The sequence below is a fragment of the Luteibacter sp. HAY1-4A genome (assembly GCF_056755355.1).
Genome location: NZ_JBNDHZ010000017.1, coordinates 20,838 through 42,514, shown reverse-complemented (window position 1 = coordinate 42,514; position 21,677 = coordinate 20,838). Strand labels below are relative to the sequence as shown.

Here is a 21,677-nt window from a genome sequence, read left to right as displayed (position 1 = left end):
TTGGGTGCCCGTGTCAGATCGTGCCGCTGGCGCCTTCCACGGGCTCCGGGTCCGAAACCAGCCCCTGGCGGCGCCGGAGGGACGGAAACCACCACATCCATAGACCGACCACGACGAGGGTGCCGATACCCCCGATCAGGGTCGCATTGACCGCCCCCATGGCCGCGGCCAGCAGGCCCGACTCGAATTCGCCGAGCTGGTTGGAGGTGTTGATGAAGATGGCGTTGACCGCGCTGACACGCCCGCGCATGTCGTCGGGCGTTTCCAGCTGCACCAGCGCGCCGCGGATCACCATGCTCACCATGTCGAACGCACCCAGCGCGAACAGCGCCACGACGGAAACCCACAGTACGTTCGACAGGGCGAATACCAGCGTCGCCACGCCAAAACCCGCCACGGAGGCGAACATGATCGGCCCGACACGCCGCTCCAGCGAATGCCGCGAAAGCCACAGGGACATCAGCAGGGCACCCACGGCAGGTGCCGCGCGCAGCACACCCAGCCCCCACGGTCCCGTATGCAGGATGTCTTTCGCGAAGATGGGCAGCAGCGCGGTGGCGCCGCCGAGCAGCACGGCAAACAGGTCGAGGGAAATGACCCCGAAAACCGCTGGCCGGTGGCGGATGAAATGGATGCCGGCGAACAGGGTCTTGAGCGTGGCGGGCTCCCGACGCGGCGGCAGGTGGTCGTAGGCGAGACGCGCGATCAGCACCAGGGCAACGAGGTATAGAAGCGCAGACACGCCGTATACCGTCGCGGGGCCGGCTACGTAGAGGATGCCACCCAGCGCCGGGCCGGCGATCATGGCCGCCTGTCCCGCCGCCGCATTGGCCGCCATGGCGCGCGGAAGCACGTTCATCGGCACCAGCGCGGGCAGCATGGATTGCAACGCGGGAAATTCGAACGTCTTCGCGAGGCTGACCACGAAGACGAGCGCCAGGATGCCCGTTTCAGTGAGATGGCCGAAGAAGCTGAATGCGGCAAGGAGCGCGATGGCCGCCCATTCGATCGTCTGGCAGACGGCGACGATGCGGCGTCGGTCGAACTGGTCGGCCACGTGGCCCGCGGGCAGGGCGAGCAGTACCGACGGCACGAACTGGACGAGGCCGATGAGGCCCAGGTCGAGCGCGCGGTGGGTGATCTCGTAGACCTGCCAGCCCACGGCGACCGACATCATCTGGAATCCGAAACTGGACGCGTTCTTCGCGAACCAGAATTGCACGAAAGCGCGGTAGCTGAGCAGCGAAACGGCTTCCCGGGGCGAAGACGACATCGGCGATCCTTGGATATGTGCGGCAATTTTACGCCTTGCCCTTGTCGTTTGATCGCCGCCGCCGTATCGGGGAAGCTAGGCGCTTTCCAGCCGGGGTCCGCAAGATCATGCGCCGTATCGCCTCCCTTATCGCCCTCGCCGCGCTCGTCGCCGCCTGCTCATCGCCCCAGGACCAGCAGGCCGCACAGGCTCCCGCTCCGGACAACAGCGCCGAGGAAGCTGCGAAGAAGCTCGAGACCTATCAGCAGCTGCTGAAGCTCCACAACGACGGCCCCGCCGTACAGCTGGGGCACGAGATCGTCGACAAATACCCTGAAACGCCGGCGGCCGCGGAGGTGAAGAAGACCCTTGGCGATCTCGAGGCCACGTACAAGGCGGCCAGTGAGAAGGCCCGCCTCGCGGCCCTGTGGCTCTACCAGACCTCGCCCATGCAGGGCGGCACGCAAAGCACCGCCACCATCCAATCGAGCCGGCCGACGGGCGAGCAGACGGGCGAGCAGACGGTTCGCCTGATCCTGCGCCGGCACACGGCGTGGGGCCAGAGCGTTTTCCTCTATGCCACCACGGGCAAGGGCTTCGTCTGCCAGGGCGACTGCTCGCTGAAGGCCACGTTCGACGGCAAGGCGAAGACCATCAAGGCGTTCCGCCCGCCCACAGGCGAACCGGCGCTGCTGTTCCGCAACGACGCGCAGTTCCTGAAGGACCTGGCGAAAACGAAGCGGCTGACCGTCGACGTGGTGACCGTCAGCCGTGGCGAGACGACGCTGCTGTTCGAAACCGGTGGGTTCGATCCGGAGAAGTGGACGCCGCTGCCGAAGAAGAAGTGAGGCGCCTGGGCCTCAGTGCAGGAACAGCTTCTCCGTAATACGCGTCAGCGGCCATTCCAGCATCGAGTTCACCTTCGGCGGCAGGTCGAGCGGACGCAGCAGCATCTTCACCGTCATTTCGGCGGGGATGTGCCGCTTCAGCAGACCCTCGGCACGCGAGGTGACGCGGCGGAACTCCGCGTCGTCGTGCGCTTTCTCCGGATAGCGCACGTTGAACACGTGGCGCAGGGCGATGTCGCTGTCTTCGTTCTTGATCTCGCGCAGGCGCTTCAGCAGGGTGCGGAACGTGCTGACCCGGCCGATGCCGTCGCGCTCGCGATAGATGCGGAAGTGCTGGTAGAAGTGCTTGTAGTGCCGCACTTCGTCGCTCTTGATGTAATTCGTGAGTTCGCGCAGCACCGGTTCGTCGGTGACGTCGTTCAACGCACGGTAAAGACTGGCCGTGCCGGTCTCGACGACGCAGCGCGCGGCGAGTTCGAGGCCGCGGTTCGGCTCCAGTTCCTCGGACGTACAGACCGAGCCGTAGTGGGCGAAGAAGTTCTTGAATCCGGTGTCCCAGTCGAACTCGGGCCACACGTGGCGAACGTAAGCGGCGAGCGCGCGGCCGTGTTGCAGTTCCTCATGCTCCCAGTGGTCCCGGAGCCAGCCCTGCAACTCGTCGTCGCCGGCGAAGTGGTCCACGAGATTGTGCGTGTACAGGTCGGATCCGCTTTCGACGAAGGACGAGCTGCACAGCAGCAGGAACAGGTCCTCGTTTTCCCTGACCTTCGCGACGTCGATGCGCGACAGGTCCAGTGTTTCGAGCGTCCATGGCAAGGTGGCGGCATAGCTCACTGCTGGCGTTCCCCGGTCTCTTTGTAAGGTCGCCCCCGTGGGCAATGGCAGGATTGTGACAAAGGCGAGGCGTCAGCGCACCACGGTGACAGGAACGTGCGCCTTGGCGAGCACGTCCGTGGAGGTCGAACCGACCAGCCAGCGCGCCAGGGCCCCCCGTTCGGTATGGCCGATCACGATGTGGTCCACCCCGTGCTGGGCCACATAGGAGAGCAGGGCGTCCCCGGGGCTGCCATGGACGAGGTCCACGTCGACCGGCACGCGCGACGCCGGGTTCAGTCCGGCGACCTCGGTGCGCAGGGCGGCCAGCCGCTCCTCGCCGTTGTCGGTCATCATCAGGGCCGAGGTGTCGGCGCCGTTTTCGATCTGGAGCACGGAGACGACGTGCACCCGGGCACCGGCGCAGGCGGCAAGTTCCAGGGCGAAAAGGCAGGCGCGGCGGGCGGTCTCGGATCCGTCGTAGCCGACCAGGATGTGCTTGGGCATGGGGGCGTCCTCTGGCTGGGGATATGGCCATGGTAGGGCGTCGGGCGCGTGCGGCGAAGCGGTTCACGGGCCGTGCACCAATCCGCTGGTCTGCTGAACGGTAGCGATTCCGCTCCGGATTTCTTCACAATCGTGAGTGGAGAATCCGCGTCGTAGTTTCCTGCCACCTATTCCACGGAGAACGAACATGATCAAGCGCATTACGGGTATGGCCGCCCTGGCCCTGGCGGCGGCAGGTTCCTTCGGCATCCAGCCGGCCCAGGCGGCGGAGGCCGCGACGAAGTGCCACATGACCTTCAACACGACGGGCTGGGCGGCCATCTACAAGAAGGCCGACGGCCGCGGCCACGTCCGCTGCGACAACGGCCAGAGCGCCGACGTGATCATCCACGTGCGCGGCGGCGGCTTGACCGCAGGCAAGTTCAGCATCGAAGGCGGCAAGGGCGAGTTCAGTAACGTCAAGGGCATCAGCGAGATCTACGGCGAATATGCCAATGCGGGTGCCAATGCCGGCGTGGTGAAGAGTGCCGAGAGTTCGGTCATGACCAAGGGCGAAGTCTCCTTGGCGGTCACCGGTACCGGCCGCGGCTTCAACCTCGGCGTGGACCTCAGCAAGTTCGAGATCGAGCGCCTCGGCAAGTAAGCAGCGAGCGAGGGACGATCGAGGGCGCCCCGCCGGGCGCCCTCTTTATTTTGCGCCAGCGCAACCTGTCGGCGACCGGGCTACACTCACGTCGATCCCACCCCACCCCGAGGTTCCACCCATGCGTCGCCTCCTGACCTTCCTCGCGTTGTGCATCGTGACCGCCACCGCCTGGGCCGCCGCGCCCGCCGTGGGCGACAAGGCACCCGATTTCCGCCTGCAGGACCAGAAGGGCGATTGGCACACGCTGGAAACCCACAAGGGCAAGTGGCTGGTTCTCTACTTCTATCCGAAGGACTTCACGGCCGGCTGCACCACCGAGGTCTGCACCTACCGCGACGACACCGCGAAGCTGCACAAGGCCGGTGCGGTCGTCCTGGGCGTGAGCCTGGACGACGTCAAGTCGCACAAGGAATTCGCCGAGAAATACCATGTGCCGTTCCCGCTGCTTTCGGACGCGGACAGCGCCGTGGCCGTGAAGTACGACGTGCTCACCACCACGCCCACGGGCCAGAAGTACGCCCGTCGCGAAACCTTCCTCATCGATCCGGCCGGCAAGATCGTCAAGATCTACAAGGACGTGGACCCCGAGAAGAACTCGGGCCAGGTGCTTGCTGACATCGCCGAGCTCAAGAAGGCGGGCGCCTGATCGTGTTCGGTGCCGCCCGGGGCGTGAAGCGCCCACGTCCCTTCGCGCCGTGGCGCATCGTGGTGTGGCTCGTGATGCTGCTGGCCGCCGTCGGCCTCGTCATCAACACCTATGCATCGGTGATCCTCGCGAAGGCCGTCGGCGCGGTGAGCGCGGAGGCCATCGCCGCCGGCGCAGGCGATCCGCGCGTCGGCATGATGTGGTCGCTGGCCTACGCGCTGGCGGCCTTCGTCGTCGTTGCCATTGCGCTTGGTACCCTGCGCTGGCGGGACTGGGGCCGGCGGGCCATGCGCGTTGTCGCCCTCGTGCTGCTCGTCTGGTCGGCATACACGGCCTGGGGTGCGTTCGACCAGTGGCGGCAACTCGGTGTCGTGCTCACCCAGGCCGGGCTGCCGGCCGAACTGCTTGCCACCGGCGAGAAGCACCGCACGATCCTGCTGGTCGGCCTTCTCCTCAAGGTGATCTCGGTACCCTTGCTCGGTTGGCTGTCGTGGGCCCTGGGCACCGTGCGCGTACGCCAGCAATTCGGATACGTCCCGCTCTGAGCGGTTCAGCGGGCATTCGTTCGCGGCCGGGTATCGAGAAGGCTTTCCGCCGGTCTTTCCTCATGAGCGCTCGTCTGCCTGCCTTCGCCATCCTCCTCTGCTTCGCCGGTGGCGCGGCTGCGCAGGATCTCGCGACCACCTGCCAGGTCGCCAGCACCTACGACCTCACCGTGCGGCCCGAGGCCCTGGTATTCGAACGGGCTGACGCCGCTCCGCGCACCGTCCGCATGCACGACGGCACCCTGGAAACCGATGGCAGGCAGGTTGCCCTGCGGCCGGACGAACAGGATCGCGTGGCGCTTTTCGAGCGTCAGGTACGCACCCTGGTGCCCAAGGCGAAAGCCATCGCCAACGACGGTGTGGATCTTGCGGCGCGTGCCGTTCGCGAAGAAGCCGCCACCGCGGCGCCGTCGGCGGTCGCCAGTGGCGAGCTCGATCGGGTGCTGGGCACCCGCGTGGCGGACATCAAACGCAGGATCGCCGCGAGCCAGACCACCCGCGACTGGCAGGAAGACGCCATGCGGGCCTATGCCCAGGAAATCGTTGCCGACGTGGGCCCGATGCTCACCCAGGAAGTGGGTGGGGAAGCCATGGAGCTGGCCATGAACGGCGATCTGCAGGGAGCGGCGTCCCTGCGCGATCGCGTGGCGAATGTGACAACCGGCGGACAGGCACGCGTCATGGCGCGGCTTGAATCGGCGCTCAGACCGCGAATCCAGGCGCTTTGCCCTTCCATCGGGCAACTCGTGGAACTCCAGTCGGGCCTTCATGACGCGGCGGGCAGGCCGTTGCTGCTCGTCGAACGCGGTGGATGACCAGCGGCTGACCGCCAGCGTCCGCATTTAAGACCGGCTAAGTGCGGCAGGACTAAGGTCCGGGCCATGGAAAGCACTTCGAATCGCGTCGTGAACGGCCTGATCAAGCGCGTCATCGCGGATCGCGACCTCTATAAGCAGGCCGCCCGGGGCGTGCGGGAGCCCGGTCTCAAGGTGATCCTCGAAGAATCAGCGGACGCGCTTACCGCCATTGCGCGCGACTTGCAGGGCCAGGTTTCCGCCACTGGCGGCCGGCCCGCTACCGCGGCCGGTGCGATGAGCGGCGTACGGCGGACCATGATCGAGGCTTCCGCGAAGCTATCCCACGACCCCGACGTGACCTATATCCGCATGCTTGAGCAGATGGAGCGCCGCCTGCTGGATGCTTTCCTGCGCCTGGAAGCGACATCCGGCGACCGCGCCACGGTGGGCCGGCACATCGCGCGCCTTCGCCTGCTGCATCTCGACATGACCAACCTGGGCAGTGCCGCCGGGCGTTGAACGGTGGCACCCGCGCTGCGCCGCATTACGCTGCGCTGCGGATCTCCTGCAAGGTCCGATAGAGGTGAACGTCGGCCATGACGTGAACCGGATGCGGTGACATCAGCGTTTCGCGGTCGGCGAAATAATTGGCGAACGCAATGGCGTCGACCGGGTCCTTCCGGACCGCGATCTGCATGCCTTCCCGAAAGATGCCCCAGGCGTCGCCGACGTCGGCGATGTGATATTCGATCGTGTGCGGCAGCATGAACGTTGCCCCATGAGCGCCGGACGTGGCGCGTTGCATACAGGATGGACCGCACATGGGCATCGAGAGAATAAGACAAGTCTGAAAAATCCGACTTATTTTCTTGAGATGTTCCTTAGTCCGGCGCGTTCGCGGGAGCCCACGGCATCGTGTAGGGACAACGCCTCGCATGCGGACCGCGTCGCCGGAGCGAGCATCGTGCGCGTGGTGCAGACGCACGCGTGGGCCCTCGCTCGCGACGTCGCGGCGAACCCGACATCGAGCGCGGGCGCGCCGCCTGCCAGGCGGCGCATCGCACGCAGCAGAGATGCAGGAAGCGGTGCGCGACACGACAACGCATGCGCGATGGTCATGCGTCGAAATGACCAATGTTCTCAATGACGTCGCGGCGTTCCTTCGAACGCGCCCGAACGTTTACTGTAATCTCCGCGCAGTACGACGAGTAACACATCTCACGGATGGCGGCTGCACCTTGCCGCCGGCGAGGAAAGACATGATTCTGCGCACGATCATTGCCGACGATCATCCCGTGGTGCTGATGGGTACGCGAGCGGCACTCGAAGCGGCAGGGGATATCGATGTGGTTGGCGAAGCCGCCAACGGTGACCAGCTCGTCGAACTGCTCGCGTCGCGTCCGTGCGATGTCGTCGTTACCGACTTCTCCATGCCGGGTGGCCGTCACGGCGACGGACTTTCGCTCATCGACCTTATCCGCCGGCGTTATCCGCGCCTTCCCGTGGTCGTGCTCACGATGGTCAACAACGCCGCCGTGCTGCAGACGATGCGCACGCGGGGGGCGCTCGGCCTATGCGACAAGCGTGCGCCGCTCACCGAGGTGGCGGTAGCCGTGCGGCATGCCGCGGCGGGCCATGCATATCTCAGCGAGACCATTCGCCGGCAATTCGACGAGGCGGGTGTCCTGTGCCGCACCGATGCGGTGCGGCTATCCGCGCGCGAGATCGAAGTGGTGCGCCTCTATGTCAGTGGCATGTCCATCGGTCAGATCGCCGAGCGCCTCAGCCGCAGCGTGAAGACCGTCAGTCGGCAAAAGCGCGACGCCATGCGCAAACTCGGCATCGACCACGACAGCCGGCTGTCCGAGTACGCCAGGGAGCGCGGCCTCTCGTCCTGACCGTGCCGGAAGTCAGGGGGTGACCAACCACCCATGCATCCTGACCGCATTCGGCTTAAACCCTGGTGTTGGCAGGCGCATCCTACCCGCGCCAACCCTGGGGAGAAGGACCATGCGACACCCGTTCATTGTAGGAACTGCCGCCCTCGCGCTTTCGCTCGCGGCCTCTACCGTCCCGGCGAAGACCGAGGGGCTCAATTTCAGCATGGATAGTTGCCAGCACGACTACTCCACGCCCTACGACGTGGACGTCACCGCCGCCGGCCTGTCGTTCCATCGCGCCAGCGGCTCGCCTGCGAAGATTTTCCTGCATGACGGTGCCTTGCGCGTCGACGGCAAGGAGATCGCGGTATCGCGAGCCGATGCCGAATCGCTGCGCCGCTATGAGGACGGTGTGCGCCGGCTGATGCCCCAAGTCGCCGATATCGCGAGGGAGGGCGTCCAGATCGGCTTCTCGGCCATGACGAGCGTAACCCTCACCTTCGCCGATGGCGACCAGCGCGCGAGCATGCTGGAGAAATTGAAGCGCAAGCAGGCGCAGGCGCTCCGCGAGATCGACGAGGGCATCGGTGCCGGCCACTGGTCGTCGAACCGAATGACCGAGACGCTGGCGGGCTCGGTCACGGACTCGGTCGGCGAACTCGTTGGTTCGGTCACCTCCAGCGCCGTCACCGCGGCACTCTCCGGGGATTCGAGCAAGGTGGCCGCATTGCAGGCCAGGGCGGACGCACTCGACAAGACGCTCGATCGGGAGATGGACAAGCGCTCCCATGCACTGGATGCAAAAGCCCAGAAGATCTGTCCGCAACTCGACGACCTGGCTGCCCTCCAACGCGGTTGGAACGTACGCCTGGGCGACGGAAAGCCACTCGAGCTGATGACGATCAAGCCGAAGCAGAACAAGGACGGCGATAGCGACAGCGAGGGCGGCCACAAGAAGGTCGCCCAGCTCTGACCCGCGAGCGGCTCACGCGGATTGGCGATCCAGCCAGTCCCGCAGGTTGCGCACGGAGTCGCCGTAGAAGGTGCGGTACATCTCCTCGGTGACGTAGCCGATGTGCGGCGTGGCAAGCACGTTCGGCAACGTGCGGAACGGGTGATCGAGCGGCAACGGCTCCTCTTCGAAGACGTCGACCGCCGCGCCGGCGATGCGTCCGGTGCGCAGCGCCTCCACGAGGGCAGCCTCGTCCACGATGGGGCCGCGCGAGCTGTTGACGAGGCGCGCGGTCGGTTTCATGGCGGCGAGGTCGGACGCGCCGATCAAGCCGCGTGTGCGCTCGCTCAGGCGCATGTGGATAGTGAGTACGTCCGACCCGGCAAGCAGTTCCTGTTTCGAGACACGGCGTACGCCCAGCGCGCTGGCGGTTTCCTCTTCCAGGTTCTGGCTCCATGCGATCACCTGCATGCCGAATACCTGGCCGATGCGCGCCACTTTCGATCCGATGCGCCCCAGGCCCAGGATGCCGAGGGTCTTCCCGTGCAGTTCCGACCCGAGCCCGACCTGCCATCCGCCGGCACGCACGGACGCCGTTTCGTTGCCTACACCACGCATGAGGCCCAGGATGGCCGCCCAGGTGAATTCGATGGTGGGCGTGGACGAGTAGTTCGTGTGGACCACTTCGACGCCGCGTGCGGCCGCGGCGTCCATGTCGATCGAAGCGTTGGCCTGGCCGGTCGATGCGATCACGCGAAGGCGGGGCAGTGCGTCGAAAAGCGCCGCCGTGAACGGCGTGCGCTCGCGCATGACCACCACCGCATCGAACGGCTGTAGCCGCCGCGCCAATGCGTCGTGGTCGGACTCGTGGTCATGGAAAACGGTGATGTCGGCACGGCCGGCCAGCGGCGACCAGTCGGCGCTGCGCAGCGCGACGTTCTGGTAATCGTCGAGGACGGCGATGCGGGCACGTGTGTCGTTCATGGTGCGGTTCCTGGCCGGGCCGACGGGATCAGGTCTCAGCCGTTGCTGTCGAGACGAATGCCTAGCATCCCCGTTGGAGTGACAAGGGGCAAGTGTGTTGGCTACCGGCGTGCACGCATTAACTTGCGCGCACGAGTCGCCGAGCGATGATGCCATCGACGCTCCAGATCCCGGCTCCGAAGAGCATCAGCGCGACAATGCCCGCCAGATAAAGCAGATCGCATTCGTAACCCGGTTGGCCGAAATGCGCCACGCCGTTCTGCACCGACATCAGCTTGATGGAACTGAAGCCGTACGGCAGGTGCACGGTGAACGTGGCGACGAGAAGCACCACGATCATAGGGATGGCGGCGAGCGTGACGAAGGCGCCGACTACGATGGCGAAGCCGCCCAAGATCTCGATAGCCACCGTCAGCCACGCCATAAGTTCCGGTGCCGGTACGCCGATGGCCGCGAGGATGCCGGCGAACATGTCCGGACCCCGCAGCAGCTTCGCGAAGCCGTGCTGCATGAAGCCGCCACCCACGACGAGACGCAGCACGAGCGGGGCGAAACGGGAAAGGCGGGAAGGGCGTGCGAACAGCAGCGAGGCCAGGCCTGTGCCGGGGGGCGGTGCGCTCATGGTGTGCTCCTTGGACGGGTTCAACCAAGGCTGACCGGGGACGCAGCGAATTCCTTTCAGGCGAAGGATGTTGTGGGAAGCGCGCTCGCGCGCGAAGGGTGCTGGCAGCAAGTCTCATCGCGCACCAGCGCGCTCCCAAGGGTGTTACCAGGTAGTCGGCTTCGGATTGCGCTCGTCGAAGCCCTTCTGGTGCCAGTAGGGGTATGGGGGCGTGGTCTGGCTCACGGTATCCAGCCGTGCGATTTCTTCCGGCGTGAGTGTCCAGCCCACCGCGCCGAGGTTCTGCGTGAGCTGTGCCTCGTCGCGGGCCCCGATCACGATGTTGGAGACGGAAGGACGGCTGAGCACCCAGTTGAGCGCCACCTGGGTGATCGACTTGCCGCGCTCGTTGGCGATCGCGTCCAGCACGTCGACGATGTCGTAGAGCTTCTCCTCGTCGACCGGCGGGCCGCCGACCGCACCGCCCGACGCGATGCGGCCCGCGTCCGCGGGTTTGCCGCGACGGATCTTGCCGGTAAGGCGTCCCCAGCCAAGCGCGCTCCACACCATGGTGCCCACGCCCTGGTCGAGCGCCAGTGGCATCAGTTCCCACTCGTAGTCGCGGCCGACGAGCGAGTAGAAGCCCTGGTAGGCGACGTACCGCCCCAGTCCATATTTCTCGGACACGGCCAGCGACTTCATGAGATGCCAGCCGGAGAAATTGGAGGCGCCGATGTAACCGATCTTGCCGCTGGAAATCAGGTCGTCGAGCGCGCGCAGGGTTTCTTCCACCGGCGTGAGCGCATCGAAGCCATGCATGAAGTACAGGTCGATGTGATCTGTCTGGAGCCGACGCAGGCTGGCCTCGCAGGAACGTACGATGTGGTACCGCGAGGAGCCCTTGTCGTTCGGTCCGTCGCCCATCGAGAAGGTGGCCTTCGTGGCGATGAGGGCCTTGTCGCGGCGCCCCTTGAGCGCTTCGCCGAGCACTTCCTCGGCCATGCCGCGCGAATAGATGTCCGCGGTGTCGAACATGTTCAGGCCATGCTCCAGGCACAGGTCGACAATGCGTTTCGCCTCGTCCACCTGGGTGGTGCCCCAGCGCTCGAAAAACTCGCCCGAGCCGCCGAAGGTACCGGTGCCGAGACTGAGGACGGGGACTTTCAGGCCGGAGCGGCCGAGCTGGCGATGTTCCATGGGGGTTCCTTGTGGGGAGGGCGCCCTCCAGCATGGGGCGTCTTCCGCGCATGCTCAACCGTATCGATGCGCGATGGCTTTTCAATGGATAATGCCCGCTCCCCCCACGGCACGCTCGATGGCGCCCGTCACCATCGATCCTGATCGGCTCTCCGTCATTCGTTGTAAAACAACGGCTTGGTGATGTCATGCTCCTGATGATCGACAACTACGACAGCTTCACCTTCAACCTCGTCCAGTACCTGGGCGAACTGGGGCAGGAGGTCAAGGTCGTGCGGAACGACGCGCTCACCGTGGCGGACATCCGCGCGCTGGCGCCCTCCCGGATCATGATCTCGCCGGGACCGGGTACGCCGGACGATTCGGGTGTCTCCGTCGACATCCTGCGCGAGCTCGCGGGCGAACTGCCCATCTTCGGCGTGTGCCTGGGGCACCAGGCCATCGGCCAGGTGTTCGGCGGCAAGGTGGTGCGTGCGCGGGAAATCATGCACGGCAAGACATCGCCGGTACGGCACCGGGGGCAGGGCGTGTTCGCCGGCCTGCCGAATCCGTTCGAGGCCACGCGTTACCACTCCCTGGTGGTCGAGAAAAACTCCGTGCCGGACTGCCTCGAGGTCACGGCGTGGACCGAGCGCGAGGACGGCTCCATCGACGAGATCATGGGCCTGCGCCACCGCACGCTCGATATCGAGGGTGTGCAGTTCCATCCGGAGTCCATCCTTACCCAGCATGGTCACGACCTGCTGCGGAATTTCCTCGGCATGCCGCTGCCGCTCGCCGCGTAAGGAACGCGCTTCATGCCCATCACTCCCTCCGAGGCGCTCCAGCGCACGATCGAGCATCGCGAGATCTTCCACGACGAGATGATCGAGCTGATGCACCAGATCATGCGCGGCGACGTGAGCCCGTTGATGACCGCGGCGATCCTCACCGGCCTGCGCGTGAAGAAGGAAACGGTGGGCGAGATCACCGGCGCGGCTCGCGTGATGCGCGATCTCTCGTCGAAGGTCGAAGCGGGCCCGCACCCGCACTTCCTCGACATCGTGGGCACGGGCGGCGACGGCGCGTCCACGTTCAACATCTCCACGGCGTCCATGTTCGTTGCCGCGGCGGCCGGCGCACGCGTGGCGAAGCACGGTGGTCGCAGTGTGTCCTCCAAATCCGGCAGCGCCGATGTCCTCGAGGCGCTCGGCGCGCGCATCGACCTCCTGCCGGCCCAGGTAGCCGTATGCATGGGGAACGTGGACATCGGCTTCATGTTCTCGCCGAACCACCATCCGGCGATGAAGGTGGTCTCGCCCGTGCGCAAGGAAATGGGCGTCCGCACCATCTTCAACATCCTCGGTCCGCTGACCAATCCGGCCGGCGCTCCCAACATCCTCATGGGCGTGTTCCACCCCGATCTCGTCGGCATCCAGATCCGTGTGTTGCAGGCGCTCGGCGCGCGGCACGCGATGGTCGTGTGGGGCCGCGACGGCATGGACGAAATCTCCCTGGGCGCGGCCACCATGGTGGGCGAACTGCGCGACGGCGTCGTGCGCGAGTACGAGATCGAGCCGGAGGACTTCGGCCTGTCCATGGCGTCCAGCCGGAACCTGCGCGTCGAGGATGCCGCAGGCTCGAAGGCCATGCTGCTCGAGGCCATCGGCGGCGTGCCGGGTGTGCCGCACGACATCGTCTGCCTGAACGCCGGCGCGGCCCTCTATACCGCCGATGTGACGTCTTCGATACAGGACGGAATCGACCTTGCGCGGGCCACCATTGCAAGCGGCGCGGCTCGTGCAAAAATGGAGGCGTTCGTGGCCGAGACGCAGCGGCTCGGTGCCTGATATGGTCGGGGCTCCCCAGTCCCCGGCTCTACCCAAGGAACTCCCTCCGATGTCCGACATCCTCCATCGCATCCTAGATAGAAAACTGGAAGAGATCGCCGAGCGCAGCCGCAAGCGCAGCCTCGACGACCTGGCGGCGCGCATCGCCGACCTCGAGCCGACACGAGGCTTCGTAGCAGAAATCGACAAGCGCCTGCACGAGGGCGAACCGGCCGTCATCGCGGAGATAAAGAAGGCCAGCCCGAGCAAGGGTCTCATCCGCGAGGATTTCGATCCCGCCGCTATCGCCCGCAGCTATGAACTGGGCGGTGCCGCGTGCCTTTCGGTGCTTACCGACGCCGACTTCTTCCAGGGGCACGAGGATTTCGTGGGCCAGGCGCGCGCAGCGTGCAGCCTGCCGATCCTGCGCAAGGATTTCATCATCGACGAGTACCAGGTGTACGAAGCCCGCACGATCGGCGCCGACTGCATCCTGCTGATCGTCGCCGCGTTCGCGCAAAAGGAGCCCGACGGCGACCGCATCTACGACGAGGGGCGTCTCACCGAACTCTCGCTGCTCGCCGCGGAGCTCGACCTCGACGTGCTGATGGAAGTGCACAACGAAGAAGAGCTGGAAATCGCCCTCGGTACGCCGGCACCGCTGATCGGCGTGAACAACCGCAACCTGCGCACGTTCGAAACGTCCCTCGGCACCTCGTTGCGCCTGAAGGATCGCGTCGGCTCGGAAACGGCCATCGTGGCGGAATCCGGCATCCACACGGTGGAAGACGTGCGCAAGCTGCGCGAGGCGGGCATCCACACTTTCCTGGTGGGTGAAGCCTTCATGCGCGCGCCAGACCCGGGCACCGAACTGCGGAAGCTGTTCGGCACGCATCCCCACCAAGCGACGCACAAGCAGTAACGAAAACATGGAACAGGGGACGGAAGCGGTGGCGGCTGAAAGCCCCGCCGTCGACGCAAGGCGCGTCGTATTGTTCGATTTCGATGGCGTGATCGTTCGCCACCAGACGCTGGAGCTGTTCTATCGCGAGCGCCTTTCCGGTATGGGCCGATGGCGCGCACTGCTGGCGCTGCCTTTGTTGCCGTTCGTACCGTTCCTTATCGGCAGCGTCGCAGGCAACCGTTTCCTGGGTCGCGTCTTCCTGCGTGTGGTCACCTTCGGCCGCAGCGAGGCGGCATGCCGGCGGATCATGGCCGCGTTCGGCCGCACCTATGCGCGGCGCCCCGGCGTTTTTTGCCGCGACGCGGTGGCGACGCTGCGCAGGCACATCGGCGCGGGCGACCGGGTGGTGATCGTGACCGGCAACGAGCAGAAGATGGTGGAGGCCATGCTCGACGAGGTGAGTCTCGGAGGCTGCGAGCTGGTGGCCTCGCAGGCCCGGATGGGCCTCTTCGGCATGCGCTTCGTCAGCCACAACGTGCACCATGCCAAGGTGCGCACGCTCGACCGCGCGGGCATCGCGCGGCCCTGGACGGTCGCCTACGGCGACTCCTTGTCGGACATGCCCATGCTGAAAGCGGCCGATGCGGCGCGGCTGGTCAATCCCACCCCGAAGACCGCGAAAAAGGCTGGTCGGCTGCTCGGGGACAAGCTGGAAATCCTGCACTGGTACTAGGACAGCATCCCTGGCCTCATCCCAATGCGTAACGGGTGAGCTGGTACAGGCTGATGCCGACGATCAGGCAGCCCGCGGCCGTCATCACGTAGCGGGGCGGCAGGTGGCGCACGAGCCATGCGGCCACGGGCGCGGCAAGCACGCCGCCCGTGAGCAGGCCCAGCACGATCGGCCAATGCTGGACGCCCATGTGCGCGATCAGGGTCGACGAAATGGCGATGGTCACGACGAATTCGGCGGCGTTGACGGTGCCGATCGTCTGCCGCACCGGGCCGCCGCGGGCCAGCAGCGTGGAGGTGGCGATAGGCCCCCAGCCGCCGCCACCGATCGCATCGAGGAGACCTGCGAAGAAACCGAGAAGGCCCTTGTGCCGCACCCGATGGTGGGACACCACGCGTCCGGCGGCGCGCACCAGCACGACCACGCCGAGAATGAGCAGGTATGCGTACACGAAGGGTTTGATCGCGTCGCCGGGCACACTGGCGAGAAACCATGCGCCGATGATGCCGCCGATCACGCCGGGGATGGCAAGACGGCGGAACGCGCGCCAATCCACGTTGCCGAACAGCGCGTGGGCGCCGCCGGATACGCCGGTGGTGAACACTTCGGCGGTGTGCACCGTGGCGCTCGCGACCGCCGGCGGCAGGCCGAGCGCGAGCAATACGGCATTGGAGACGATGCCGTAGGCCATGCCGAGCGCGCCGTCGACGAGTTGGGCCAGCAGGCCCACGCCGACAAAGATCAGGAATTGGTTCCAGTCCATGGTTTCGTCCTCCGGTGGATCCGGGAACCACCATATACGAGGACGGCGGCACGAGGGCATGAAGACCAACTTCTGGCGCTTGCACGCGTCATCTCGCCGCAGCTAGCCTGATCCTTCACAGTCCGCGAGATCACAGATGTACCTCTCTTCCTTGCGCGAGTTGGCCCTCGGTAGCCGGCTCAAGGCCTTGAGCGACCAGTTCTATTCGGCCATCGACGAGGTCTATCGCTCGTGTGGCGCGGCCATCGAATCGCGGTGGTTCCCAGTGATGCGCTATCTCCGCGACGTGGGGCCGACCACCGTCACCGACATGGCCCTGGCCATCGGCCAGACTCACTCTGCCGTAAGCCAGCTGGCGGATCGGCTCGTTGAGGCGGGCATGGTTGAGCGCCGGCGGGATCCGCACGACGGCCGGCGCAGCGTGCTGGCGCTCACGGAAGATGGCGATCGCGCCCTCGGCACCCTGGGTCCGGTGTGGCTCGCCATCCGTCGCGGCATGAACGAAACGCTGGGACCGCGTGGCATGGCCATGCTGGAAGCCATCGAAAACTGCGAGCAGGCGTTGCGCGAGCGTCCACTGGCGCCGACCATCCTGCAACAGCGGGAGGCCCTGAGCCGCGCCACCGTCCAGGTGGTGCCGTTCGAACCGGGTCTGCGCGATCACTTCCGCCGGTTGAACGAGCAATGGCTGGAGCGCCATTTTCGTGTCGAAGCCGTGGACCGAAAGCTGTTCGCCGACCCCGAAGGCCTGATCATCGCGCCCGGTGGGGCGATTTTCTTCGCCCTCTATGCAGGTGAGGTCATAGGCACCTGCGCCCTCATCCACGAGGGGGAGGGCGTCTACGAGCTGTCCAAGATGGGCGTGGACGAGAACTTCCGGGGCCTGCGCGCCGGCCGGGCGTTGCTGGACGCGGCGATCGCCGAGTACCGCCGGCTCGGCGGCCGGCAGCTCTTCCTGGAGTCCAACAGCCGGCTGGATCGCGCCCTGGCCATGTATGAACGGGCGGGGTTCGTGCGGCAGCCCTCCATCCGCCCGGGCTCGCACTACAACCGGGCCGACGTCTACATGGTGTACGGGGGCGCCTGACCCCAGGGGCGCGGCCCTCAACGGGTGCCGCGCACCACGATCGTCTTGCCCGACACGTCGATCATCCGTTCTTCCTCGAGCTGCTTGAGCACGCGGCCCACCATTTCCCGGGAGCAGCCCACGATGCGGCTGACTTCCTGGCGCGAGATGCGGATCTGCGTGCCGTCCGGATGGGTCATGGCATCGGGTTCCTGGCAGAGGTCGAGCAGGGTGCGCGACACCCGGTTCGTCACGTCCATGAACGCCATGCGGCTGACCTGTCGCGACGTGCGCAGAAGGCGCTGGGTGAGCTGCGAGCCGATCGCGAAGAGCAGCTTGGGGCATTCCGCCGCCAATGGCCCCTCGAGCAGCTGGAAAAGCCGCTCGTAGCTGATTTCGGCCATTTCCACGGCGGTGCGGGTGCGCACGAGCGACTCGCGCTGCGCTTGCTCCACGAACAGGCCCATTTCACCGATGAACTGCCCGCGGTTGATGTAGGCCAGGATCAGTTCGCGGCCTTCCTCGTCCTCCGTGCAGACGGCAAGCGACCCGTCCATCACGTAGTAGAGCGTGTTGGCCGGGTCGCCCGGCCGGATGATCGCCGTCTTCCCCGGATAACGGCGGCGGTGGCAGGCATCCAGGAAGCGACCCATCGAAGCCGGGTCGGGTGCAAAGCTCGAGGGAGCCTGCGACCTTTCGAACGCCTGTTGCAACATGTATTTAAGTTGAGCCACAGCAGATTCCGTTGAGCCTCAATGGCATGGCGTCCCCTTCGGTGGTCCGATGACGGTTTTCCGTCATGCGTCGCCGACTCGCCATGTCCCTTTCGGATTATTGCAGACATCCGGGCGCCAAAATCCACCATTCAGGGGGATCTGCTCCGGCCTTGTTCAAATCCTTGCCATCTTGCCCCATAATTTCACCCCCTCGGCGTCCGGACCCCCTTGTCTCACGCCGTACACAAGCATCGGGCAGGCTGTGGCCCGCCGGATGCTTTCATCTTTGCGGGGACCCTTGCTGCTAACCCGCGTCTGCTGCTGGCCGTCTCCCCCGGCCTCGGAGAGTCGCTGTGGTCAAACCGCTTCCCCGCCTTCGCCTGCAGGGTTTCAACAACCTCACGAAGGCGCTGAGTTTCAACATCTACGATATCTGCTATGCCGTTTCCGAACAGCAGCGGCAGAACTACATCGAATACATCGATGAACAGTACGATGCCGACCGCCTCACCCAGATCCTAACGGATGTGGCGGAGATCATCGGCGCGAACATCCTGAACATCGCGCGCCAGGACTACGATCCGCAGGGCGCGTCCGTCACCATCCTCATTTCCGAGGAGCCGGTGGTGGAGAAGCTCGGCCGCGATACCATCTCGGGCGCCGTCGTGGCGCATATGGACAAGAGCCACATCACCGTCCATACGTACCCGGAGACGCACCCGCACAACGGCATCGCCACCTTCCGCGCCGACATCGATGTGGCCACCTGCGGCGTCATCTCGCCGCTGAAGGCCCTGAACTACCTGATCGACAGCTTCGAGTCGGACATCGTCATCGCCGACTACCGTGTACGTGGGTTCACCCGCGACGTGAAGGGCAAGAAGCACTTCATCGACCACAAGATCAACTCGGTGCAGGACTACCTGGCCAAGCACATCCGCCAGAAGTACGAGATGTTCGACGTGAACGTGTACCAGGAGAACATCTTCCACACGAAGATGCACATCAAGGACTTCGACCTCGACACCTACCTGTTCGAGGCCCAGGCCGACGATCTCTCCTTCAAGGAGCGTCAGCGCATCGAGTCGCTGCTCCGCAGGGAGATCGAGGAACTGTTCCACGGCCGCAACCTGATGTGACGAAGAGCCCCGCGAAAGCGGGGCTTTTTTCTTGGGGGGCGACACTCTTGTGGGAGCCGCTTCAGCGGCGATCCCGCGGCAGCGGGCAAGCTGGCCGCGAGCACCCATCGCCGCTGAAGCGGCTCCCACAGGACGGCTTCACGAACGGTCCGCTAGCGTGGCCGCATGCGCCCGCTGCTGCTCCTTGTCCTCCTGCTGGCCCTGGTCGCGCTCGTCTGGTCGCGAGGGTGGCGGCCGCCGGACCGCTACAACCCCTGGGCGCCGCTGGACCTCGCGGCAGAGCCCGACATGTTCCTGCGCTTCAAGCTCGGCGGGCTGGACGACGATCCGGCCATGTGCCGGGCGGCGATCAAGGAAGCGGGTGCCGTGTTCATAGCCGTTCCGGATCGCCATGAATCGAACGGCTGCGGGTGGAGCGACGCGGTGCGATTGTCGTCGATAGGCCCGGCCCGTCTGGCTTCGCCGGCGATACTCACGTGCCCGCTCGCGGCCTCGATGGTGCTGTTCCACCGCCACGTGCTCCAGCCGCGGGCCGAGGCGACCTTCGGGGCGCCGGTGCGCGTCGTCGACCATGTGGGCAGCTACGCCTGCCGGAATGTCTATCACCGGGACCAGGCCCCGCTGAGCCGGCACGCGCAGGCCGATGCCATCGATGTCACCGGGTGGCGGCTCGCCGACGGGCGGCGCATCACGGTGGAGAAAGGGTGGACGGCCAGGGGCGAGGCCGATTTCCTGCGCGGCCTCGAAGCGGATGGCTGTCGCTACTTCGGCTCTATCCTGGGCCCGGACTACAACGCCGCCCACCGCACGCATTTCCACCTGCAGGGCCGCGGATTCGGCTACTGCCGCTAGAGGCGGTATGCCACCGTCTTCATCACCGCCGAGGCGGCGTGCATGAGGCCGGGGAGGGGCCAGGGGAGGTCGATGCCGCCGCGCGCCTGGGCGGCCTCGGCATGACGGATCTCGTCGGCCTGCATCTGGGTGAGGATCGCGCGGGAACGCCCATCCTGCGGGGGAAGCCGTTCCAGGTGGTCGGCCAGGTGCGCCTCCACCTGCCTCTCGGTTTCGACCACGAAGCCCAGGCTTACCGGGTCCCCGATCGCGGCGGCGGCCATCCCGATGGCGTAGCTGCCCGCGTACCACAGGGGATTCAGCAGGCTGGGGCGGCTGTCCAGCTGCTTCAGGCGCTCGGCGCACCAGGCCAGGTGGTCGGTTTCCTCCTGCGCGGCATGCATCAGGTGCCGGCGGGTTTCGTCGGTACGGGCGAGCGCCGCCTGGCCGACGTAGAGGGCCTGGGCGCAGACCTCGCCCACATGGTTGATGCGCATCAGGCCCGCCGCATGCCGCCGCTCGGCCTCGTTCAGTTCGGCATCGGGCAGGGCATCTCCCGGCGAACGGCGGGACGGTTCCGGCGAACCCGCGACCGCTTCCATGGCCCGCTCCAGGCCTTCGAGCAGGCGATCCAGGGGGCTCAGGGTACGAACGGACATGGGGGGACTCCTGCGTGGGGACGACACACGTTACAATGCCGGGCGTCGCCTACCGGGTGAAGGCGCTGCGGCTGGTTGCCGCGCCCCTTGCCGGATGCGACGGGCTTGTGAAGATTCCCGGCCGTCATGCTATGATTGTCGGCCCGAAGCTCACCACCACCGTGGGCTTGCGCGATGAGGGAAAAGTTCGCTATTCTCTCGCGCCTTTGCTTTCACCGATTCCGTGTTCCGCCGTTCACGGCGGCAAACCAGGTATTTTCGAAATGAAAACGTTCAGCGCCAAGCCGGAGAGCGTCAAGCGCGATTGGTTCGTGATCGACGCCACGAACAAGACCCTGGGTCGCCTGTCGACCGAGGTCGCGCGCCGTCTCCGCGGCAAGCACAAGCCCGAGTTCACCCCGCACGTCGATACCGGCGATTACATCGTCGTGATCAACGCCGGCAAGGTGGCGGTCACCGGTGCGAAGCTGGACGACAAGATGTACCACCGCTTCACCGGCTACGTCGGCAACCTGAAGACCACCAGTCTGAAGGACCTCCTCGCCACGCACCCTGAGCGCGTGATCGAGATCGCCGTCAAGGGCATGCTGCCGAAGAACCCGCTGGGTCGCGCCATGTACCGCAAGCTCAAGGTGTACGGCGGCGCCGAGCACCCGCATACCGCACAGCAGCCGCAGGCGCTGGAAATCTAAGGAATCGACATGGCTACCCAGCAGAATTACGGTACCGGCCGCCGCAAGACCTCCGCCGCCCGCGTGTTCCTCCGCAAGGGCACCGGTGGCATCGTCGTCAACGGCAAGCCCCTCGACCAGTTCTTCGGTCGTGAAACCTCGCGCATGATCGTCCGCCAGCCGCTCGAGCTGACCGACAACAGCGGGAAGTTCGACATCATGGTCACCGTCGCCGGTGGCGGCATCACGGGCCAGGCCGGCGCCATTCGCCTCGGCATCGCCCGCGCCCTCGTCGAATACGACGAAGCGCTGAAGTCGCCGCTGCGCAAGGCCGGTTTCATGACCCGCGACGCCCGCGAAGTCGAGCGTAAGAAGGTCGGTCTCCACAAGGCCCGCCGCGCCACGCAGTTCTCGAAGCGCTAATCCCCTTCGGGGTAGTGCTTCAAACTTTGGTGCTTCAAGGTCAGAGCGCGCCAAAGCCCGGTTTATTGGGAGATCGTCTAACGGTAGGACAACGGACTCTGACTCCGTTTATCTAGGTTCGAATCCTAGTCTCCCAGCCAAACCAAGAAACCCCGCCTCGCGGGGTTTTTTTTTGCCCGCCGACGTTAGGCGGTCCACGAGCTACCTCGCTAAGACATCATGTCCGCGGCATGGACCGCCCGCGCAGCCGATCTATACTCCAGCCGCCGCCGGCACACGGCGCGCAGCAGCTGAGA

General features: G+C 65.8%; 27 protein-coding genes and 1 tRNA gene. 18 read left to right on the top strand and 10 right to left on the bottom strand.

The genetic code is table 11. From position 1 onward, the window contains the following. Window positions 1-13: 13 nt before the first annotated feature. Window positions 14-1,273, bottom strand: a complete 1,260-nt coding sequence (locus ACPYOD_RS07740; RefSeq protein WP_481301158.1) for an MFS transporter — start codon at window positions 1,271-1,273, stop codon at window positions 14-16. A 107-nt stretch (window positions 1,274-1,380) separates the two neighbouring features. Between ACPYOD_RS07740 and ACPYOD_RS07735 the strand changes: the two genes are divergently transcribed. Then, complete coding sequence (locus tag ACPYOD_RS07735) at window positions 1,381-2,100, top strand: hypothetical protein (protein WP_481301157.1); 720 nt, start codon at window positions 1,381-1,383, stop codon at window positions 2,098-2,100. A gap of 12 nt (window positions 2,101-2,112) precedes the next feature. Here the strand turns inward: ACPYOD_RS07735 and ACPYOD_RS07730 are convergent, their stop codons facing one another. Together ACPYOD_RS07730 and ACPYOD_RS07725 are read right to left on the bottom strand one after the other, a co-directional pair. Next, window positions 2,113-2,934, bottom strand: coding sequence for a ferritin-like domain-containing protein (locus ACPYOD_RS07730; RefSeq protein ID WP_481301156.1), 822 nt, complete (start codon window positions 2,932-2,934; stop codon window positions 2,113-2,115). Window positions 2,935-3,006: 72 nt separating this feature from the next. Beyond that, entirely contained in the window at window positions 3,007-3,420 is a 414-nt protein-coding gene (locus tag ACPYOD_RS07725) for a universal stress protein (protein ID WP_481301155.1), read from the bottom strand. 187 nt (window positions 3,421-3,607) lie between these two features. Between ACPYOD_RS07725 and ACPYOD_RS07720 the strand changes: the two genes are divergently transcribed. The 5 genes from ACPYOD_RS07720 to ACPYOD_RS07700 all read left to right on the top strand — a co-directional run bounded on the left by ACPYOD_RS07720 (window position 3,608) and on the right by ACPYOD_RS07700 (window position 6,573). Further along, window positions 3,608-4,063 (top strand): hypothetical protein, encoded by a 456-nt coding sequence (locus ACPYOD_RS07720; protein WP_481301154.1) that lies wholly within the window; start codon window positions 3,608-3,610, stop codon window positions 4,061-4,063. 121 nt (window positions 4,064-4,184) lie between these two features. Further along, window positions 4,185-4,712, top strand: a complete 528-nt coding sequence (locus ACPYOD_RS07715) for a peroxiredoxin (RefSeq protein WP_481301153.1) — start codon at window positions 4,185-4,187, stop codon at window positions 4,710-4,712. Between the two features lie 23 nt (window positions 4,713-4,735). Then, the gene (locus tag ACPYOD_RS07710; protein ID WP_481301152.1) at window positions 4,736-5,257 is read left to right on the top strand and encodes a hypothetical protein; all 522 of its coding nucleotides are present in this window, start codon (window positions 4,736-4,738) and stop codon (window positions 5,255-5,257) included. 62 nt (window positions 5,258-5,319) lie between these two features. Beyond that, window positions 5,320-6,072, top strand: coding sequence for a DUF2884 family protein (locus ACPYOD_RS07705; RefSeq protein ID WP_481301151.1), 753 nt, complete (start codon window positions 5,320-5,322; stop codon window positions 6,070-6,072). Window positions 6,073-6,138: 66 nt separating this feature from the next. Then, entirely contained in the window at window positions 6,139-6,573 is a 435-nt protein-coding gene (locus ACPYOD_RS07700) for a PA2169 family four-helix-bundle protein (protein WP_481301150.1), read from the top strand. A 25-nt stretch (window positions 6,574-6,598) separates the two neighbouring features. Here ACPYOD_RS07700 and ACPYOD_RS07695 read toward each other — a convergent pair whose 3' ends face one another. Continuing rightward, entirely contained in the window at window positions 6,599-6,820 is a 222-nt protein-coding gene (locus ACPYOD_RS07695; protein WP_481301149.1) for a hypothetical protein, read from the bottom strand. Window positions 6,821-7,313: 493 nt separating this feature from the next. On the opposite strand from ACPYOD_RS07695, the gene ACPYOD_RS07690 reads away from it, so the two are divergent. After that, a complete protein-coding gene (locus ACPYOD_RS07690; RefSeq protein ID WP_481301148.1) occupies window positions 7,314-7,952 on the top strand; it encodes a response regulator in 639 nt (212 codons plus the stop codon). A 112-nt stretch (window positions 7,953-8,064) separates the two neighbouring features. Beyond that, window positions 8,065-8,907, top strand: a complete 843-nt coding sequence (locus tag ACPYOD_RS07685) for a DUF2884 family protein (RefSeq protein WP_481301147.1) — start codon at window positions 8,065-8,067, stop codon at window positions 8,905-8,907. Between the two features lie 12 nt (window positions 8,908-8,919). Here the strand turns inward: ACPYOD_RS07685 and ACPYOD_RS07680 are convergent, their stop codons facing one another. The 3 genes from ACPYOD_RS07680 to ACPYOD_RS07670 all read right to left on the bottom strand — a co-directional run bounded on the left by ACPYOD_RS07680 (window position 8,920) and on the right by ACPYOD_RS07670 (window position 11,668). Continuing rightward, window positions 8,920-9,870, bottom strand: a complete 951-nt coding sequence (locus ACPYOD_RS07680) for a D-2-hydroxyacid dehydrogenase family protein (protein WP_481301146.1) — start codon at window positions 9,868-9,870, stop codon at window positions 8,920-8,922. Window positions 9,871-9,988: 118 nt separating this feature from the next. Then, on the bottom strand, window positions 9,989-10,492 hold the full coding sequence (locus ACPYOD_RS07675; RefSeq protein WP_481301145.1) for a DoxX family protein: 504 nt from the start codon (window positions 10,490-10,492) through the stop codon (window positions 9,989-9,991). A 144-nt stretch (window positions 10,493-10,636) separates the two neighbouring features. Next, on the bottom strand, window positions 10,637-11,668 hold the full coding sequence (locus ACPYOD_RS07670) for an aldo/keto reductase (RefSeq protein WP_481301144.1): 1,032 nt from the start codon (window positions 11,666-11,668) through the stop codon (window positions 10,637-10,639). Window positions 11,669-11,856: 188 nt separating this feature from the next. Here ACPYOD_RS07670 and ACPYOD_RS07665 point away from each other — a divergent pair, with 188 nt between their 5' ends. The 4 genes from ACPYOD_RS07665 to ACPYOD_RS07650 are packed head-to-tail and all read left to right on the top strand — an operon-like array spanning window position 11,857 to window position 15,113. Then, a complete protein-coding gene (locus ACPYOD_RS07665) occupies window positions 11,857-12,453 on the top strand; it encodes an anthranilate synthase component II (protein WP_481301143.1) in 597 nt (198 codons plus the stop codon). Window positions 12,454-12,465: 12 nt separating this feature from the next. Further along, window positions 12,466-13,497 (top strand): anthranilate phosphoribosyltransferase, encoded by a 1,032-nt coding sequence (trpD, locus tag ACPYOD_RS07660; protein ID WP_481301142.1) that lies wholly within the window; start codon window positions 12,466-12,468, stop codon window positions 13,495-13,497. A gap of 49 nt (window positions 13,498-13,546) precedes the next feature. Further along, window positions 13,547-14,398, top strand: coding sequence for an indole-3-glycerol phosphate synthase TrpC (trpC, locus tag ACPYOD_RS07655; RefSeq protein ID WP_481301141.1), 852 nt, complete (start codon window positions 13,547-13,549; stop codon window positions 14,396-14,398). Window positions 14,399-14,405: 7 nt separating this feature from the next. Beyond that, on the top strand, window positions 14,406-15,113 hold the full coding sequence (locus tag ACPYOD_RS07650) for an HAD family hydrolase (protein WP_481301140.1): 708 nt from the start codon (window positions 14,406-14,408) through the stop codon (window positions 15,111-15,113). A gap of 16 nt (window positions 15,114-15,129) precedes the next feature. On the opposite strand, the gene ACPYOD_RS07645 is transcribed toward ACPYOD_RS07650, so the two are convergent. Beyond that, window positions 15,130-15,876 carry a sulfite exporter TauE/SafE family protein gene (locus ACPYOD_RS07645; RefSeq protein ID WP_481301139.1) on the bottom strand — a complete coding sequence of 249 codons (747 nt, stop codon included), beginning with the start codon at window positions 15,874-15,876 and terminating at the stop codon, window positions 15,130-15,132. 136 nt (window positions 15,877-16,012) lie between these two features. Here ACPYOD_RS07645 and ACPYOD_RS07640 point away from each other — a divergent pair, with 136 nt between their 5' ends. Then, complete coding sequence (locus tag ACPYOD_RS07640; protein WP_481301138.1) at window positions 16,013-16,963, top strand: bifunctional helix-turn-helix transcriptional regulator/GNAT family N-acetyltransferase; 951 nt, start codon at window positions 16,013-16,015, stop codon at window positions 16,961-16,963. A 17-nt stretch (window positions 16,964-16,980) separates the two neighbouring features. Here the strand turns inward: ACPYOD_RS07640 and crp are convergent, their stop codons facing one another. Beyond that, on the bottom strand, window positions 16,981-17,658 hold the full coding sequence (gene crp, locus ACPYOD_RS07635) for a cAMP-activated global transcriptional regulator CRP (RefSeq protein ID WP_481301188.1): 678 nt from the start codon (window positions 17,656-17,658) through the stop codon (window positions 16,981-16,983). A 353-nt stretch (window positions 17,659-18,011) separates the two neighbouring features. On the opposite strand from crp, the gene speD reads away from it, so the two are divergent. Together speD and ACPYOD_RS07625 are read left to right on the top strand one after the other, a co-directional pair. Then, entirely contained in the window at window positions 18,012-18,797 is a 786-nt protein-coding gene (gene speD, locus ACPYOD_RS07630) for an adenosylmethionine decarboxylase (protein WP_036109987.1), read from the top strand. Between the two features lie 165 nt (window positions 18,798-18,962). Next, a complete protein-coding gene (locus ACPYOD_RS07625; RefSeq protein WP_481301137.1) occupies window positions 18,963-19,649 on the top strand; it encodes an extensin-like domain-containing protein in 687 nt (228 codons plus the stop codon). Here the strand turns inward: ACPYOD_RS07625 and coq7 are convergent. Then, window positions 19,646-20,287 (bottom strand): 2-polyprenyl-3-methyl-6-methoxy-1,4-benzoquinone monooxygenase, encoded by a 642-nt coding sequence (gene coq7 / locus ACPYOD_RS07620; protein ID WP_481301136.1) that lies wholly within the window; start codon window positions 20,285-20,287, stop codon window positions 19,646-19,648. The genes ACPYOD_RS07625 and coq7 overlap by 4 nt on opposite strands. A 263-nt stretch (window positions 20,288-20,550) precedes the next feature. Here coq7 and rplM point away from each other — a divergent pair, with 263 nt between their 5' ends. From rplM to ACPYOD_RS07605, 3 genes are all read left to right on the top strand, one after another. Then, a complete protein-coding gene (rplM, locus tag ACPYOD_RS07615) occupies window positions 20,551-20,979 on the top strand; it encodes a 50S ribosomal protein L13 (RefSeq protein WP_166699779.1) in 429 nt (142 codons plus the stop codon). Between the two features lie 9 nt (window positions 20,980-20,988). Next, complete coding sequence (gene rpsI, locus ACPYOD_RS07610; RefSeq protein WP_481301135.1) at window positions 20,989-21,381, top strand: 30S ribosomal protein S9; 393 nt, start codon at window positions 20,989-20,991, stop codon at window positions 21,379-21,381. A gap of 66 nt (window positions 21,382-21,447) precedes the next feature. After that, window positions 21,448-21,521, top strand: a tRNA-Gln gene (locus ACPYOD_RS07605). Window positions 21,522-21,677 lie beyond the last annotated feature (156 nt).